General features: G+C 62.8%; 10 protein-coding genes. All 10 read left to right on the top strand.

What is annotated here, in order from left to right:
• Nucleotides 1-232 precede the first annotated feature (232 nt).
• The 10 genes from V8Z65_RS16315 (at nucleotide 233) to V8Z65_RS16270 (ending at nucleotide 15,703) form a co-directional block, all read left to right on the top strand.
• The gene (locus V8Z65_RS16315) at nucleotides 233-2,287 is read left to right on the top strand and encodes a methyl-accepting chemotaxis protein (RefSeq protein WP_338721206.1); all 2,055 of its coding nucleotides are present in this window, start codon (nucleotides 233-235) and stop codon (nucleotides 2,285-2,287) included.
• Between the two features lie 284 nt (nucleotides 2,288-2,571).
• Nucleotides 2,572-4,635, top strand: coding sequence for a methyl-accepting chemotaxis protein (locus tag V8Z65_RS16310; protein ID WP_338721205.1), 2,064 nt, complete (start codon nucleotides 2,572-2,574; stop codon nucleotides 4,633-4,635).
• Nucleotides 4,636-4,824: 189 nt separating this feature from the next.
• Nucleotides 4,825-6,852, top strand: a complete 2,028-nt coding sequence (locus V8Z65_RS16305) for a methyl-accepting chemotaxis protein (RefSeq protein ID WP_338721203.1) — start codon at nucleotides 4,825-4,827, stop codon at nucleotides 6,850-6,852.
• A gap of 283 nt (nucleotides 6,853-7,135) precedes the next feature.
• Nucleotides 7,136-9,538, top strand: coding sequence for a methyl-accepting chemotaxis protein (locus tag V8Z65_RS16300; protein ID WP_338721202.1), 2,403 nt, complete (start codon nucleotides 7,136-7,138; stop codon nucleotides 9,536-9,538).
• 405 nt (nucleotides 9,539-9,943) lie between these two features.
• On the top strand, nucleotides 9,944-11,545 hold the full coding sequence (locus V8Z65_RS16295) for a methyl-accepting chemotaxis protein (RefSeq protein ID WP_338721201.1): 1,602 nt from the start codon (nucleotides 9,944-9,946) through the stop codon (nucleotides 11,543-11,545).
• Between the two features lie 132 nt (nucleotides 11,546-11,677).
• Complete coding sequence (locus V8Z65_RS16290; RefSeq protein ID WP_338721200.1) at nucleotides 11,678-12,052, top strand: DUF1801 domain-containing protein; 375 nt, start codon at nucleotides 11,678-11,680, stop codon at nucleotides 12,050-12,052.
• A gap of 74 nt (nucleotides 12,053-12,126) precedes the next feature.
• Nucleotides 12,127-13,620 carry a protoglobin domain-containing protein gene (locus tag V8Z65_RS16285; RefSeq protein ID WP_338721199.1) on the top strand — a complete coding sequence of 498 codons (1,494 nt, stop codon included), beginning with the start codon at nucleotides 12,127-12,129 and terminating at the stop codon, nucleotides 13,618-13,620.
• A gap of 72 nt (nucleotides 13,621-13,692) precedes the next feature.
• Nucleotides 13,693-14,055 (top strand): methylglyoxal synthase, encoded by a 363-nt coding sequence (locus V8Z65_RS16280; protein ID WP_338721198.1) that lies wholly within the window; start codon nucleotides 13,693-13,695, stop codon nucleotides 14,053-14,055.
• A 120-nt stretch (nucleotides 14,056-14,175) separates the two neighbouring features.
• Nucleotides 14,176-14,946 carry an ABC transporter ATP-binding protein gene (locus V8Z65_RS16275; RefSeq protein WP_338721197.1) on the top strand — a complete coding sequence of 257 codons (771 nt, stop codon included), beginning with the start codon at nucleotides 14,176-14,178 and terminating at the stop codon, nucleotides 14,944-14,946.
• 52 nt (nucleotides 14,947-14,998) lie between these two features.
• On the top strand, nucleotides 14,999-15,703 hold the full coding sequence (locus V8Z65_RS16270) for an ABC transporter ATP-binding protein (RefSeq protein ID WP_338721196.1): 705 nt from the start codon (nucleotides 14,999-15,001) through the stop codon (nucleotides 15,701-15,703).

The raw sequence follows: 15,703 nt of genomic DNA, 5'->3' as shown, positions 1-15,703 counted from the left end.
TTGCCCGCCAGTGATTGGCGGGCTTTCGCGCAAAGTGCCGGCAAACTGAAAATTGCCGGTCTGAACCGGGCAATCGCGTGGCCGAATTTACAGGAATGCGGGCCCGAAATGAAAATGCGGACCTGCTAAACCATTGTAATATTTGATTAAATTAATGAGCCCTACTCTTGCCTCCAAGGTGCAACGCTTGGGGGCAGGCATGTTCGGTTTGGTGTCGCGGCTTTTTGGCCGCTTGAGTCTCAAATTTCAGATTTCGGGCCTGGTCATGGCGGCCATTGTGGTCTCCATCGGCGTGGTGGCCATGGCGGTCTATCTCAGCTTTTCCACGACCATGATGCAGCAGGGGCGCGACCGGCAGGAGACCAATCTCAAGACCGCGGCGACGATCTTTGCCGCCGCCACCAATAATAAGGGCGGAACGGTCGTCCACTGGACCGAAACGGGCGATATGAGCCAGGTCACCGGCTGGGCCCTCCTGCCCTTTTTCGATACCGAACTGGTCGATGGCATTTCCCGGGTCATCGGGGCGGAAACGGCGATCTATATCACCGACAAGGATAGCGGCGCCCTTGTCAACAATACCACTACGCTCAAGACCGATGCCGGCGAGAGCCTCAAGGACAGCGTGATTGATCCGGCGGGACCGGTCATGGCGGCACTGAGTGCCGGTCAGGGCTGGTTCGGTGAAGAAGAGCTGGCGGGGCGGCAATATTATTCGGCCTATTTCCCGGTCAATCGCGAGGACGGGGCGCTGGCCGGGGCGCTGTTCGTGGGCGAACCGGTTGCTGCCATCGAGCAGTCGGTGAGCCAGATGATGGGTTTTCTGGCGATAATCGCGCTGGTGACGGCATTGGTGCTGGCCGTGATCGGCTATGTGGTTAGCCTCGGCATTATCCGGCCCATTCCACGCATTGCCAGCGCCATGGGGACGATTGCCGAAGGTGCTTATGACACCCAGGTGCCCTATCGCGATTTGGGCAATGAGGTGGGGAGCATGGCGCGGGCGGTGGAAGTCTTCCGCGAAAACGGCTTGCGGGTGAGCGAGATGACCGAAGCGGAGGCGGCGCGCATCGTTGCCGACGAGGATAATCGCCGCAAGATGATGGCCGAGCTGCAATCCGCCTTTGGCGAGGTGGTCGATGCGGCCGTGGCGGGGGATTTCGGCCGCCGCGTTGCCACCCAATTTCCCGATGAAGAACTCAATGTGCTGGCCTCGAGCGTCAACAATCTGGTCTCGACCGTGGATCGGGGCGTGACCGAAGTGGGCTCAGTGCTGGGCGCGCTGGCCAATACCGATCTGACCCGCCGCATGGAGGGGGACTATGAGGGCGCGCTGGCCAAGCTCAAGGACGATACCAATGCGGTAGCCGACAAGCTCAATGAGGTGGTCGGGCAATTGCGCCAGACCTCGGGTACGCTCAAGACCGCGACCAGCGAGATCCTGTCCGGTGCCAATGACCTCTCCGAACGCACCACCAAACAGGCCGCAACCATCGAAGAAACCTCGGCGGCCATGGAGCAATTGGCAACGACCGTCTTGACCAATGCAGAACGGGCCCAGGATGCGAGCCGCAGCGCCGCGCTGGTGACCCAGACCGCCGAAGATGGCGGCCAGGTCATGGCCGAGGCAACCGGGGCCATGGAGAAGATCACCGCCTCGTCGGGCAAAATCTCCAATATTATCGGGCTGATCGACGACATCGCCTTCCAGACCAACCTTCTGGCGCTCAATGCCTCGGTTGAGGCAGCACGGGCCGGGGAGGCGGGCAAGGGCTTTGCCGTGGTGGCCGTGGAAGTGCGGCGGCTGGCTCAGTCGGCAGCGCAGGCGTCGAGCGACGTCAAGGCGCTGATCGAGCAGAGCGCGGCCGAGGTCAAGGGCGGTTCGCGGTTGGTGGCCGATGCCGCCAGCAAGCTCAATGCCATTCTCGAAGCCGCGCGCACCTCCAATCAATTGATGGGTTCGATTGCCACGGAAAGCCGCGAACAGGCCGCCTCCATCGACGAGGTCAATACCGCGGTGCGCACCATGGATGAGATGACCCAGCACAATGCGGCCCTGGTCGAGGAGATGAATGCCGCTATCGAGCAAACCGAGGCGCAGGCAACCCAGCTCGACTGGATCGTCGACGTGTTCACCGTATATGACCGGGCCGAGCCGGTTGCTGCCACGCAACCCGTTCCCCCGCCGGCAAGCAAGGCGCGGGTGCAGGACAGGGTCAGAAGTGCGGGCAGGGCCTATCTCGGCCAGGGCAATGCGGCGCTCGAGGCCGATTGGAGCGAATTCTAGAGCTCGTAGTCTATCGCGTTTCCCAGGGGCAAAGCCGTTTCCACCTGGCCGGAAACGCTCCGGCCCTGGGCAGCTGAGCACTGCGCGTAAGCGGTTTCGGAAGGGTACGACGCCGCTTGCCGGGAGCCGGTCCCGATATTTTTCGGCTTTTTTTGTCTTTGGAATATCATCGAAAACGATTGCGGGATTTTCCGTACAGTTTTCGGTAAATAGTTTACTCTAGCGTTCTCCGCCTGTGGGCCGGCTCCAGAAGGATGACCGGGTTCGAACGGGGGAGTACCGCTATGAAACCAATTGCGCGCTTTTTGGGTAATGTGCGCATGACCACCACCATTCTGGTTCTGGTCATGCTGTCCATTATTGGCTCGATCACCGCCGTATCGGCGGCGATCTATCTTAGCCTGCATGACCGGTCCATGGCGGATAGCGAGGTGCAGCAGGAGACCAATCTGGGCGTGGCCGCGACCATTCTCGAGCGGCGCATTTCCGGTTCGGTACTGAGCTGGGACGAAGCGGGACAGATCGCCTCGTTCCAGAGCTGGGCCATCCCGCCCTTCTACGATACTGAGGTGATCGATTCGGTGACCCGGGTGACCAAGCAGGACGCGGCCATCTATGTCACCGACACGGCAACAGGCGACATGGTTGCCAAAACCACCAGCGTGATGGCGGATGCGGAAAGCCGCGCCGTCGGGGGCACACTGGCCGCCGATAGCGAGGCCGTGGCCACGCTCAATGCCGGCGAAATGTTCCTCGGCCGGCTCGTTATCGAGGGCACGCAATATTACGCCGCGCTGCAGCCGATCCAGAAAACCAGTGGCGAAGTCATGGGCGCCATCTTTGTGGGCACGCCCATGGTCAATGTCGAGGCGGCGGCCAATTCGGTCCTCAGCCTGATCGGCGTGGTGGGTGGCGCGGCGACAGCGGCGTTCGGTGCCATTGGCTTTTTCGCCTCGCGCCTGATCACCCGTCCCATTCCCAAGCTTGCGGGGACCATGGATGTGGTGGCGCAGGGCAATTATGAGGTTGATGTGCCCTATACCGACAAGGGCAATGAAGTGGGGGCCATGGCCCGCGCTGTCGAGGTGTTCCGCGAGAACGGGTTGCGCGTCAGCCAGATGACCGAGGCGGAGGCGGCCCGGATCGTGGCCGATGAGGAAAAGCGGCGGCAGATGATGACCGAATTGCAGGCCGCTTTCGGCGAGGTGGTCGACGCGGCCGTTTCGGGCGATTTCACCAAGCGCGTGCATGCCGAATTCCCCGATGCCGAACTCAATAGCCTGGCGGGCAGCGTCAATAATCTGGTCGAAACCTTCGACCGTTCTGTGGAAGAGGTGGGCCAGGTGCTCGGCGCCATGGCCAATACCGACCTGACGCGCCGCATGACCGGCGAATATGAGGGGGCTTTTGCCAAGCTCAAATCCGACATCAATGCGGTGGGCGACAAGCTGACCGAAGTGGTCATGCAGTTGCGCCGCACTTCGGGTTCGCTGAAGACGGCAACCGGCGAAATTCTGTCTGGCGCGAACGATCTGAGCGAACGTACCACCAAGCAGGCGGCGACCATCGAGGAAACCTCGGCGGCCATGGAGCAATTGGCATCCACTGTGCTGGCCAATGCCGAGCGCGCCAAGAATGCCAGCGCCAGCGCCTCCCAGGTCACCCGGACGGCCGAAGAGGGTGGGCAGGTGATGGATGCGGCCAATGAGGCCATGGAGCGCATCACCCAGTCCTCGGCCAAGATCTCCAATATTATCGGCATGATCGACGATATTGCCTTCCAGACCAATCTGCTGGCGCTCAACGCCTCGGTGGAAGCGGCGCGGGCCGGCGATGCAGGCAAGGGCTTTGCCGTGGTGGCCGTGGAAGTGCGGCGGCTGGCACAAAGCGCGGCCAGCGCTTCGGCAGATGTCAAAGCCCTGATCGAGCAGTCCAGCGGCGAGGTGACGACCGGGTCCAAACTGGTCGGTGAGGCTGCCGGCAAGCTTGCCAGCATGCTCGAGGCCATTCGCGAGAATACGCTGTCGCTCGAAGCCATTGCCCGGGACAGCGCCGAACAGGCGACGTCCATCGAGGAGGTCACCTCGGCCGTGCGCACCATGGACGAGATGACCCAGCACAATGCGGCGCTGGTGGAAGAGACCAATGCGGCCATCGAACAGACCGAGGCCCAGGCCACCGAACTGGACCGGATCGTGGAAATCTTCGCCATCGATGGCGCGGCCACGCAGCGGCCGGACAGCGCCCCCAGCTTGCAAAAACCGGAAGCCAGGGCCGCCATTGCCCCCACCCCCCGGTTCCAGACACAGGGCAATGCCGCCATTTCAGCGGATTGGGACGAGTTCTAAATACCTCTGATTGTTCAAGGAAAAAGCGGCCTGCGAAAGCAGGCCGCAAGCATTTGGCAAGGATAATACTCAGTTAATCTGCCGGGCTTAGGATTATTCCCAATGAGACACGGGCTGCGCGGGGCCTGGTGTATTTTGGGGCCCATATAATTGATCAGCGCAATCAAGAGCCGCCTTGGCAATATCAGGATGACAAGCGCCATTGGCGTTTTGGTCATCAGTGCAACCCTTCTGTCGGTAGCCCTGGTCTCGGGCGCGATTTATCTCAGTCTGGGCGATGCGCTCAGGCAACAGGCCAAGGACCAGCAGACCTCCAATCTCAAGACGGCGGCGACAATCCTGTCGAGCCACCTGCCGGGCGCCGAAGTCGCCTGGAACGAGGATGGGTCCCTGGCCAATGTGACGGCCTGGGCCATGCCGCGCCAGTTTCTCAACCACGACATCGTCGATGCCATTGTGCGGCTGACCGGCGAGACGGCCACCATTTTCGGCTGGGATGGCACCCAGGAAGACTTCGTGCGCATGACCACCACGATCCTGGACGACAATGGCGAGCGGGTCGTGGGGACGACGCTGGGACAAGCCAGCCCGGCCTATGCGGCGGTGATCAATGGGGAGGCCTATTTCGGCGAGGCCAAGATTCTGGGCAAGGATTATTACACGGCCTATCAGCCGATCCAGGACCAGGCGGGCAAGCCGATCGGTGTGCTCTATGTCGGGGTGTCCAAGGCCGGCGTCGAGGGGGTCATCAATTCGGTGCTCATGCTGCTGCTGGCGGTGGGTGGCGTCGCTTTGGTGATCATCGGCCTGGCGGGCTTTGTCGCTTCGCGGCTGCTGACCGCGCCGGTGCCCAGGCTGGCCAGCACGATGAAGGTCATTGCCCAGGGCGATTACGAGACCGATGTGCCCTATGTGGACCGCAGCAATGAAATCGGCGAGATGGCGCGCGCGGTCGAGGTGTTCCGCGAAAATGGCCTCAAGGTCAGCCAGATGACCGAGGAGGAGCGCGCCGCGTCGCAGCGCCGCCGGATCGAGCGCACCGATATGATGGTGGCCCTGCAGGCCGCGTTCGGGGAGGTGGTCGATGCCGCCATTGCCGGCGATTTTACCAAGCGGGTGCATGCGCAATTCCCCGATGCCGAGCTCAATGGCCTAGCCGGCAGCGTCAACAGCCTGGTCGAAACGGTGGACCGCGGCCTGTCGGAAACCGGTGAGGTTCTGGCGGCCCTGGCCGATGCCGACCTGACCCGGCGCATGAATGGCGAGTATCAGGGCGCCTTTGCCAAGCTCAAGACCGATACCAATGCGGTGGCCGAAAAGCTGAGCGAGGTGATCGGCAAGCTGCGCGTCACCTCGCGCGCGCTCAAGACCGCAACCGGCGAAATCCTTTCGGGCGCCAACGATCTTTCGGAACGCACCACCAAGCAGGCGGCGACCATTGAAGAGACTTCGGCAGCCATGGAGCAATTGGCCAATACGGTGGCCGAGAATGCCCGCATGGCCCATGATGCCAATACATCGGCCACGACGGTGTCGAGCGACGCGGCGCGCAATGGCGAGGTGATGGACAAGGCCAATCTGGCCATGGAGCGTATTACCCAGTCTTCGGCCAAGATCTCCAATATTATCGGGCTGATCGACGATATCGCCTTCCAGACCAATCTGCTGGCGCTCAATGCTTCGGTCGAGGCGGCGCGGGCCGGGGAGGCCGGCAAGGGCTTTGCCGTGGTGGCCGTGGAAGTGCGGCGGCTGGCCCAGAGCGCGGCCCAGGCCTCCTCGGAGGTCAAGGTGCTGATCGAGACCAGCGCCAGCGAGGTCAAGAACGGCTCGGACCTGGTTTCGAGCGCGGCCACGCAATTGCGTGACATGCTGGGCGCAGTCACGGCCAATGCGGGCCTGATGCAGGCCATTGCCCAGGCCAGCAAAAGCCAGGCCACGGCAATCGAAGAGGTCAGCGTCGCCGTGCGGAGCCTGGATGAAATGACCCAGCACAATGCCGCCCTGGTCGAGCAGACAAATGCGGCTATTGAGCAGACCGAGGCGCAGGCCGGGGAACTGGATCGCGTCGTCGATATTTTCAGGCTCGACGAGATGGAGCCAGCCCAGGCCGCGGCTCCGGCCGCACCGCCCAAACGCGCGCAGCCGGCGCAAAAGGCGGCGCGCGTCTATCTCAATCAAGGCAATGCGGCCATATCGTCGGACTGGGACGAGTTCTGACCGGGGGGGACCGGCATGATCGGATGAGCAAAGGGGCGCATGGGCGCCCCTTCTTTTTTGGCGATCCGCGATCGTGCTTTACCAGAGCTTAACGCGGCCATGGTCTAGTCGGGATGGACGCAGATTTGAACATTGGTGAACCGGTCGGCTGACCGGTCAATTCGGCGGGCGTCACCCTCCGCTTTGGTATTCGACAGACCGCTCATCGAGCGGAGCGCGTGCACGCGCATGCGCAAGACACAAGCCGGGCCAGAAGGTCCGATGCATATAAGGCAGAAGGCAAATGAAACTGAGCGACTTGTCCATCCAACTCAAGCTGGTGCTGGGTGCGGGTGTTGTTTTCGTGCTCGCCATGGGGGGCCTCATCGCAGGGGGCCTGTCCCTCATGTACCAGACCGCCGGGACAGAGGCGGAAGAACGGGCCCGGGCCCTTCTGGGGCAATATTCGCAATTGGCGAGTGGCCAGATGGGCAATGTGATCACCCATGCCCAAACGACGGCCGCCACGGTCGAAGCGCTGATCGAGGGCGCGGCGGATCGCGATGAAATCGGTCGGGTTATCACCCGGGCCCTGCAGTCACGGCCGTCGGTGGTGGGCATGACAGCAGCCTTCGAGCCCAATGCCGTGGATGGCTTGGATGAAATGTTTATCGGGCATGCCTATTCGGACGAGACCGGCCGCATGGTGCCCTACTTCACCCAGCAGGATGGCAAAGTCTCGGTCGAGCAGCTCGACATGTCGCCCGAAGCGGGCACGGAAGGCTGGTATGACCTGCCCTTGCGCGAAGACCGCACCCTGCTGACGCCGCCCTATACCTATCCGATCAATGGGGTGGACGTGCTGATGAGCACGATCAGCGCGGTGGTGCACAAGAATGGCGCGCCGGCCGGCATCGTCACCGCCGATCTGACGCTGGACACCATCGCCGCGGTCATCGGCCAGCTCAAGCCGTTCGGCGTCGGTTCGGTCGACCTGGTCAGCAATGCCAATACCTGGATCGTCAATGCCGATCCGGCCCTGGTCGGCCAGCCGCTGCAGCCCGAAATTGCCAATGCGCTTCTGGACGAGACGTTGATGCAGAGCGGCACGACCTATACGGACCCCAGCGGAACCACACAATTCGTCGTCACGGCACCGCTGGCCTTCAGCGGCGTGGATGAGCGCTGGACGATGATCATGCAGGTGCCGGTGGCCACCGTCTATGCCGGCGTCGATGCCATGCGCAATATGGCCCTGGTAGTGGCCGGTGGGCTCTTGGCCGGGGTCTTGGTGCTGGTGTGGTTCGGCGCCGGGGTCATTGCCAGGCCGATCCGCAAGATGACCGAGCTCATGGGCGTTCTGGCGCAGGGCAAATATGATGTCGAGGTGCCCAATCAGGATCAGCGGGACGAGCTGGGCGGCATGGCCCGGGCCGTGGAAATCTTCCGCGAAAACGGGCTGCGTATCAGCCAGATGACCGAAGCCGAGGCGGCCCGCATCATTGCCGACCAGCAGGCGCGCCAGGCGATGATGAGTGAATTGCAGCTCGCCTTTGGCGAGGTGGTGGACGCTGCGGTCAGCGGTGACTTTACCAAGCGCGTCAATGCCAGCTTCCCCGATGCCGAACTCAATAGCCTGGCCGGCTCGGTCAATGCGCTGGTCGAAACGGTCGACCAGGGGATCGGCGAGACCGGCAAGGTGCTTGAGGCGCTGGCGCGCACCGACCTGACCCAGCGCATGGATGGGCAGTATCAGGGTGCTTTCGCCAGGCTTCAGCAGAGCACCAATACGGTGGCGGAAACGCTCAGCCAGGTGGTGAGCGGGCTCAAATCGACCTCGCGGACGCTCAAGACGGCGACCGGCGAAATCCTTTCGGGCGCCAATGATCTTTCCGAACGCACCACCAAGCAGGCAGCGACGATCGAGGAGACCTCGGCCGCCATGGAGCAATTGGCCAGCACGGTGCTGCAAAATGCCGATCGCGCCCGCGACGCCAATGCCATTGCCCAGACCGTCAGCCAGACGGCGGAAGAGGGCGGCGTGGTGATGAGCCAGGCCAATGAGGCGATGGAGCGCATCACCACATCCTCGGCCAAGATTTCCAATATTATCGGGCTGATCGACGATATCGCCTTCCAGACCAATCTGCTGGCGCTCAATGCCTCGGTGGAAGCGGCGCGGGCCGGGGAAGCGGGCAAGGGTTTTGCCGTGGTGGCGGTGGAGGTGCGGCGCCTGGCGCAAAGCGCCGCTGAGGCCTCGGCCGATGTCAAGGCGCTGATCGAAACCTCGGCGGGCGAAGTGGGGACCGGTACCAAGCTGGTGGCGGATGCAGCCGCCAAGCTGGCCGCCATGCTCGAGGCCGCCAGGTCCAATACCAGCCTGATGGAGGGCATTGCCCGGGAGAGCCGCGAGCAGGCTTCCGCCATCGAAGAGGTTACGGTCGCGGTGCGGCAGATGGACGAGATGACCCAGCACAATGCGGCGCTGGTGGAACAGACCAATGCCGCCATCGAGCAGACCGAGGCGCAGGCTTCCGAGCTCGACCGGATCGTGGCCGTGTTCAGGATCGAGGGCGCGGATGGGCAGGCCGATCACAGCATGATCAAAGCGCCCGCCTCCTCGCCCGCGCCCAAGCTCCGCCAGGCTGCGCGCACCTATCTCAGCCAGGGCAATGCGGCCATTTCGGCCGATTGGAGCGAGTTCTAGGAGCGGCATTCTCCCATCGCGATCAAGGGCCGGCGCCGATTGCGCCGACGTTACCTGAAAGAACATGGAACAATATCCATGCCTCTATATTCCGGTCTCATTTAGAGGTCTTTGTTGGAGGGCGAATCTGGGGCCTCTTATACGGTAAACACGTAGTCATTTTATGATTACATATTAACCCTCGGCCCCAATATTTTGTCGTGGTTGGTTTGTGGGTCGAGCGGGGGGATATGGACAGGCGATCTATTACGGCGCGCGCAAGCCGGTCGGGACCGATAGGCCCCGCGGCGACTTTACGGAACATTTACCCCAAAACGCCGAATTCGGGCTGGTTGATCCAGGTCAAGATTTGGGCGTCAGGGGTGGACACATTATCCCTTCCTCTTGCATGGACAGGTCAGATCGATGGCTCCCGGATCCTCGGATATTCTGCAATCCCGACTGGACTTTATTGGGCTTGATGAAGCGGCGCGTGCCCGCCTCGCGGCCATTCAGCCCAGTATCGAAACGCATCTGGAACCGGCCTTGTCGCGGTTCTATGCCAAGATCGGCACCGTGCCGGCCGTCAGCCGCTTCTTCGATGGCAAGCCGCAAATGGACCGCGCCAAGTCCAAGCAGGTCGGTCACTGGCAGGCCATTGCCACCGGGCAGCTCGACGACAGCTATATGGAAGCGAGCAGCCGCGTCGGCTTGCGCCATGCCAAGATCGGGCTTGAGCCGCGCTGGCACATTGGCGGCTATGGCGTGATCATGGAGACGCTGGTACGCGGCATTGTCCAGGACAGTATGGCGGCCGCACTCAGGCCCGAAAAGGGCGCGTTCGGCAGGCCCAGCCCGCGCAAGGCCGAGGCGGTCATGGATGATGTCAGCACCATGACGGAGGCCCTGATTGCGGTGCTCAAATCCATGCTGCTCGATATCGATATTGGCGTGACCGCCTATTTCGACAAATTGACCAGCGATGCCCGCGAGGCCGATGACGCGGCGCGCGCCAAGATTCAGAAGGCCGTGGCCGCAACCGGGGCGGTGCTCAAGGATGTCGCGCAGGGGGATCTGACCAGCCGCGTCACCGAGGAGTTGGATCCCGAATTCGACCAGATCAAGGAGGACACGAATGCGGTCGCCGAGAAGCTGGCCGAGATCGTGGCCCAGTTGCAGCAGACCTCCCGTTCGCTCAAGACAGCGACCGGTGAAATTCTTTCGGGTGCCAATGACCTGGCCGAGCGCACCACGCGCCAGGCCGCCACGATCGAGGAAACGAGTGCCTCGATCGAGCAATTGTCTGCTGCCGTCGTTGAAAATGCGAAGCGCGCGGCCAGCGCGAGCGACACGGCGCTGCGGCTGGCAAAAAGCGCCACGGATGGCGGCGAGGTGATGAGCGCGGCCAATCAGGCCATGTCGGCTATCGAAACCTCGTCGGGCAAGATTTCCAACATTATCGGCATGATCGACGATATTGCCTTCCAGACCAATCTATTGGCGCTCAACGCCTCGGTCGAGGCGGCGCGGGCGGGCGAGGCGGGCAAGGGTTTTGCCGTGGTGGCCGTGGAAGTCCGGCGCCTGGCGCAGAGCGCGGCCCAGGCCTCCAGCGAGGTCAAGCAATTGATCGAAACCAGTGCGGGCGAGGTGCGCAATGGCACCCAATTGGTGGCGCGCGCCGCCGAAACCCTGCAGGACATCCAGGCCCGGGCCGAGGAAAGCGCCGGGCTGATCGACACGATCGCCCGGCAGAACGGGGAGCAGTCGGGCTCGCTGGAAGAAATCACTGTTGCCGTGCGGCAGATGGACGAAATGACCCAGCATAATGCGGCGCTGGTGGAAGAGACCAATGCCGCCATTGAGCAGACCGAAGCGCAGGCCGGGGAACTGGACCTTATCGTGGCGGTGTTCCGCACCGGTGAGCATCCCGTGGCGGTGGCAGCGCCGCCGCAGCCGCCGGCGCGCGCCAAGCCGGCGCTGCATAGCGTAGGCAATGCGGCCCTCTCCAGCGACTGGCAGGCGTTCTGAAACGGCTGCTGACGCGGCCTGTCAGGGCCATGGTGGACAAGGCGGATAGCGGTCTTCCGCCTGTCCCTGCCTGGAGCGCGTCATGGATATTCTTGACCCCGCCATTGTCCGTGCCGCAATGTTGGGGCGGCCATGAGCGAGCTGGACCGGCTATTGGAGCCGCTGCCACCCGCCATCGGTATTCTGTGCCGGGCGGTCGTGGGCCTGCTCGAAACCATGCCGCTGTCCAGCCAGGTGAAATGGGGCTGGCGCAGCGTTAATTTCCGACATGCCCGGGCCGGCCTGATCTGCGCGGTCTTTCCCTATGAAGACCGCGTGGCGGTCTATTTCGAGCAAGGACGCCTATTGGAGGATCCCGAGGGATTGCTGCAAGGCGATCATCTCAAAAAGGGCCGCTTCATGCGGCTCTATCCGGGCGATCGGGTGCCTGAGGCGGCCATCGCCATGCTGGTGGGCGAAGCGATTGCACTGGGCCTTGCCGGGTCGGGACTACGTAGAAGCCGATAGGGTTTTGTTAACCATGATATTTACCTCGCAGGGGTCTGATCGGGCTGAGTGACAGCGCAGATCGGCGGGGCAATATGCAGGACACATTTCAGCAAAGACTCGATTTCGTCGGGCTGGGTGGCGACGTGGCGAGCCGGCTGGCGCCGATCTCGCCGCTGATCGAGCGCCATATCGAGCGGGCTTTGCAGAGCTTCAATGCGCAGGTGGCGACCACGCCCAGCGCGGCGCGTTTTCTTTATGGCCGGGACCGCATCGAAACCAATGGCGAGGGACTGGCCGAGCATTGGCGCGCCCTGGCCCAGGGGCGGTTCGACAATCACTTTGCCGAAGCGGCCCAGCGCATGGGATTGCGCCATGCCCGGATCGGGCTGGAACCGCGCTGGCATGTGGGCAGCTATGCCAGCCTGGTCGACACCCTGGTTCGCGGCATAATTCAGGACGGCATGGCAGCGGCGGTCGAGGATAGGCGCGGGACGCTGGGTCTCTTCGGGCGGCCGGCCCCGGCAAGTCTTCGTCTGGCCGTTGAAGGGATTTCCGAGGGCCTGGCAACATTGCTGGCGGGCGTGCTGCTCGATATCGATCTCAGCGTTTCGGGTTATGTCGCCAAGCTGCGGGAAGAGGGGGTGAACGGGGCCGAGGCGCAGCGGCAGCGCTTGCGCCAGGCCGTGCGTGAGGCAGGGCGGGCGCTCGAGCTGGCGGCCGAGGGGCGCAAGGATGTGTCCCTGGCCGCGCCTTCGGACCCCGATCTGGCGCCGCTGCATGCCGGTGCCGAACGTCTTGCGGACAAGGTCATGGCTCTGGTCGAGGACCTCGATTGCTCGAGCGCGGCCCTGCGGGCGGTCGCCGGGCAAGTGGTGGATAGCGGCAGGCTATTGCTGGCCGGTGGCGAGGGTCAGGGCCTGGTTGTCGCCGGGCTTGCCGAGCGACTGGCCGAGGCGGCAGCTACCGAAAAGGACAATCGCCCGGCGCTCGACGCCCTGGAGCGTTCGCTGCGGGCCCGGTCCCGGCGGCGGAGCGCGGCGCGCAGACCGGCCGCGGCGGCACGGGCGAACCTCATGGCCTTGCGGGCCGAACTGGGCGAGCTGGATGCCTTTGCCGAGCAGCTTGATGCCCTGCATGTCAGCCTGCAACTGGCTTTCGCCGAGAGTGACGCTGATGCTCTTACCGGGATCAGGACCGGGATTGGCCAGCTTGCCGCGGCGCTGCGGACCCATAGGGCGCAGTCGGAGCGGGCGCGCGACGATCTGGTCCGCAATGTCGCGGCGCTGGAAGACGCCCTCGAGAAGCTGGCGGGTGGAGCGCCCGCCGAGGCCAGAGCGGCAGGCCAAGCGACCGAGGCCCTTGGCGCGCAGGCAGCTATCCTTGAGGAGGCGGCAAAAGCGCTTGAGGCGCTGCGTGATGCGCAGGCGGCCGATTTGGGCGAAAGGCGGATGGCGATGGATGGCTTGCGCGAGGCCTTTGCTGACCTGGCTGCAACCCTGGCCCCTGCCCCGGACGATGAGCATGTCGGCATCAGCTTTCCGGCGCCGGACCAAGGCGCATTGGCGGCGCATTGGCATGGCGGATAGGCGCGGGGCGGGATTGCCCTTTTCCGACACAGCGGGCATGAAGACGCCTGCTGGAGAACGGAGACAAACGGCATGGCGCGTATTGGTCTGGTGGCCCACGACGACAAGAAAGATGACCTCTGTCGTTGGGCTGAAGCGCATAAGCATAAGCTGACCCAGCATGAATTATGGGGCACGGGCACGACGGGCAGCCGGGTAACGGCGGCAACCGGGCTCGATGTGCATCTGCTCAAAAGCGGTCCATTGGGCGGCGATCAGCAATTGGGCGCCATGATCTGCGAGGGGCGGCTGGACGTGCTGATCTTCTTTATCGATCCCCTCTCGGCCCAGCCCCATGATGTTGATGTCAAAGCCCTGACGCGTCTGGCTACGCTTTACGATGTGCCGCTGGCCAACAACAAATCCACAGCAGACGCCGTGCTGGCGGCGGTTTGAGGGTTAGCATAAGGTTGATATTCAGCCGTTCTTGTGAGCAGATGCCGCAAAATCGCCCGGATTGAACCGGGCAAACAGGCATTCAGGAAACCCGGGGCTCATTGGAACTTGTCCTCAGACTTGGTCATAGACGTTCGCAACGTCTCAAAACGCTTTGGCGGCCTGACGGCCGTCAATAATTGTTCGCTTTCGGTCGCGCGCGGCTCGATAACCGGGCTGATCGGTCCCAATGGCGCGGGCAAATCCACCCTGTTCAATATCGTTGCGGGCAATATCGTGCCCGATGAGGGGCAGGTGATTTTTGACGGCGACGATGTGACCGGCCTTGCGCCGCACCAATTGTTCCGCATCGGCATGCTGCGCACCTTCCAGATCGCGCATGAATTTTCGCAGATGACGGCGCTGGAAAACCTGATGATGGTGCCGGGCGATCAGCCTGGTGAACATCTTGTCGACGTCTGGTTCCGCCCCGGCCTGGTCAAAAGCCGCGAAACCGAGGTGCGCAAGAAGGCGCTGGATGTCATCGATTTCCTTAAACTGGGGCATGTGCGCGACGAATTGGCGGGCAATCTGTCGGGCGGACAGAAAAAGCTGCTCGAGCTCGGGCGCACCATGATGGTCGATGCCAAGGTGGTGCTACTCGACGAGGTGGCGGCGGGCGTCAACAAGACGCTGCTCAATGACCTGGCCGGCAATATCGAGCGGATGAACCGCGAGCTGGGCTACACTTTCTTTGTCATTGAACACGACATGGACCTGATCGGGCGGCTCTGCGACCCGGTGATCGTCATGGCGCAGGGCGAAAAGATCGCCGAAGGCGCCATGGCCGAGATCCGCGCCAATCCGGCCATTGTCGAAGCCTATTTCGGCACCCCCGTGGAGGGTGTCTGATGCGTGTCTCCTTGTCCGAAAACCGGTTCCCACTTTTCGGGGAGACCCGTTGATGCCCCTAATTGAACTCAAACACGTCGTGGGCGGCTATGGCGGGGCGCCTATTCTCAATGGCGTCAACATTGCCATCGAAAAAAGCGATATTGGGGTCATTGTTGGCCCCAATGGCGCGGGCAAATCGACCACGCTCAAGGCTATTTTCGGACTGTTGAAAGTCACCGGCGGCACGATCGACTTTGGCGGCGAAAACATCGCCAATTCCCTGCCTGACAGACTGGTGCCCAAGGGCCTGAGCTTCGTGCCACAGGAAAAGAACGTCTTTACCTCGATGAGCGTCGAGGAAAACCTGGAAATGGGCGCCTTTACCCGCAAGGACGATTTTTCCCAGACCATGGCCTGGGTCTATGAGATGTTCCCGGTGCTGGCTGAAAAGCGCCGGCAGCCGGCGGGCGAGCTTTCGGGCGGCCAGCGGCAGATGGTGGCCATGGGAAGGGCGCTGATGAGCAAGCCGAGCCTTTTGATGCTCGATGAGCCTTCGGCGGGCCTGTCGCCGCGCTATGTGATCGAGATTTTCGAGACCATCCAGCGGGTCAATCAGGAGGGTGTGGGCATCCTGATGGTCGAGCAGAATGCGCGCCAGGCGCTGGCTTTTGCCACCAAGGGCTTTGTGCTCGCGGGCGGGCAGAACCGTTATACCGGCACCGGGGCGGAACTGATCGCCGATCCCGAAGTCGCCAAGTCGTTCCTCGGGGGCTGA

The sequence above is a fragment of the Devosia sp. XK-2 genome (assembly GCF_037113415.1).
Lineage (GTDB): Bacteria > Pseudomonadota > Alphaproteobacteria > Rhizobiales > Devosiaceae > Devosia.
This window is presented reverse-complemented; position numbering and strand designations above follow the sequence as displayed.

Bases quoted from the DNA above. Each gene is read 5' to 3' on its own strand.
- V8Z65_RS16310 (WP_338721205.1), top strand. From the start codon at position 2,572: ATGAAACCAATTGCGCGCTTTTTGGGTAATGTGCGCATGACCACCACC.
- V8Z65_RS16305 (WP_338721203.1), top strand. From the start codon at position 4,825: ATGACAAGCGCCATTGGCGTTTTGGTCATCAGTGCAACCCTTCTGTCG.
- V8Z65_RS16300 (WP_338721202.1), top strand. From the start codon at position 7,136: ATGAAACTGAGCGACTTGTCCATCCAACTCAAGCTGGTGCTGGGTGCG.
- V8Z65_RS16295 (WP_338721201.1), top strand. From the start codon at position 9,944: ATGGCTCCCGGATCCTCGGATATTCTGCAATCCCGACTGGACTTTATT.
- V8Z65_RS16290 (WP_338721200.1), top strand. From the start codon at position 11,678: ATGAGCGAGCTGGACCGGCTATTGGAGCCGCTGCCACCCGCCATCGGT.
- V8Z65_RS16285 (WP_338721199.1), top strand. From the start codon at position 12,127: ATGCAGGACACATTTCAGCAAAGACTCGATTTCGTCGGGCTGGGTGGC.
- V8Z65_RS16280 (WP_338721198.1), top strand. From the start codon at position 13,693: ATGGCGCGTATTGGTCTGGTGGCCCACGACGACAAGAAAGATGACCTC.
- V8Z65_RS16270 (WP_338721196.1), top strand. From the start codon at position 14,999: ATGCCCCTAATTGAACTCAAACACGTCGTGGGCGGCTATGGCGGGGCG.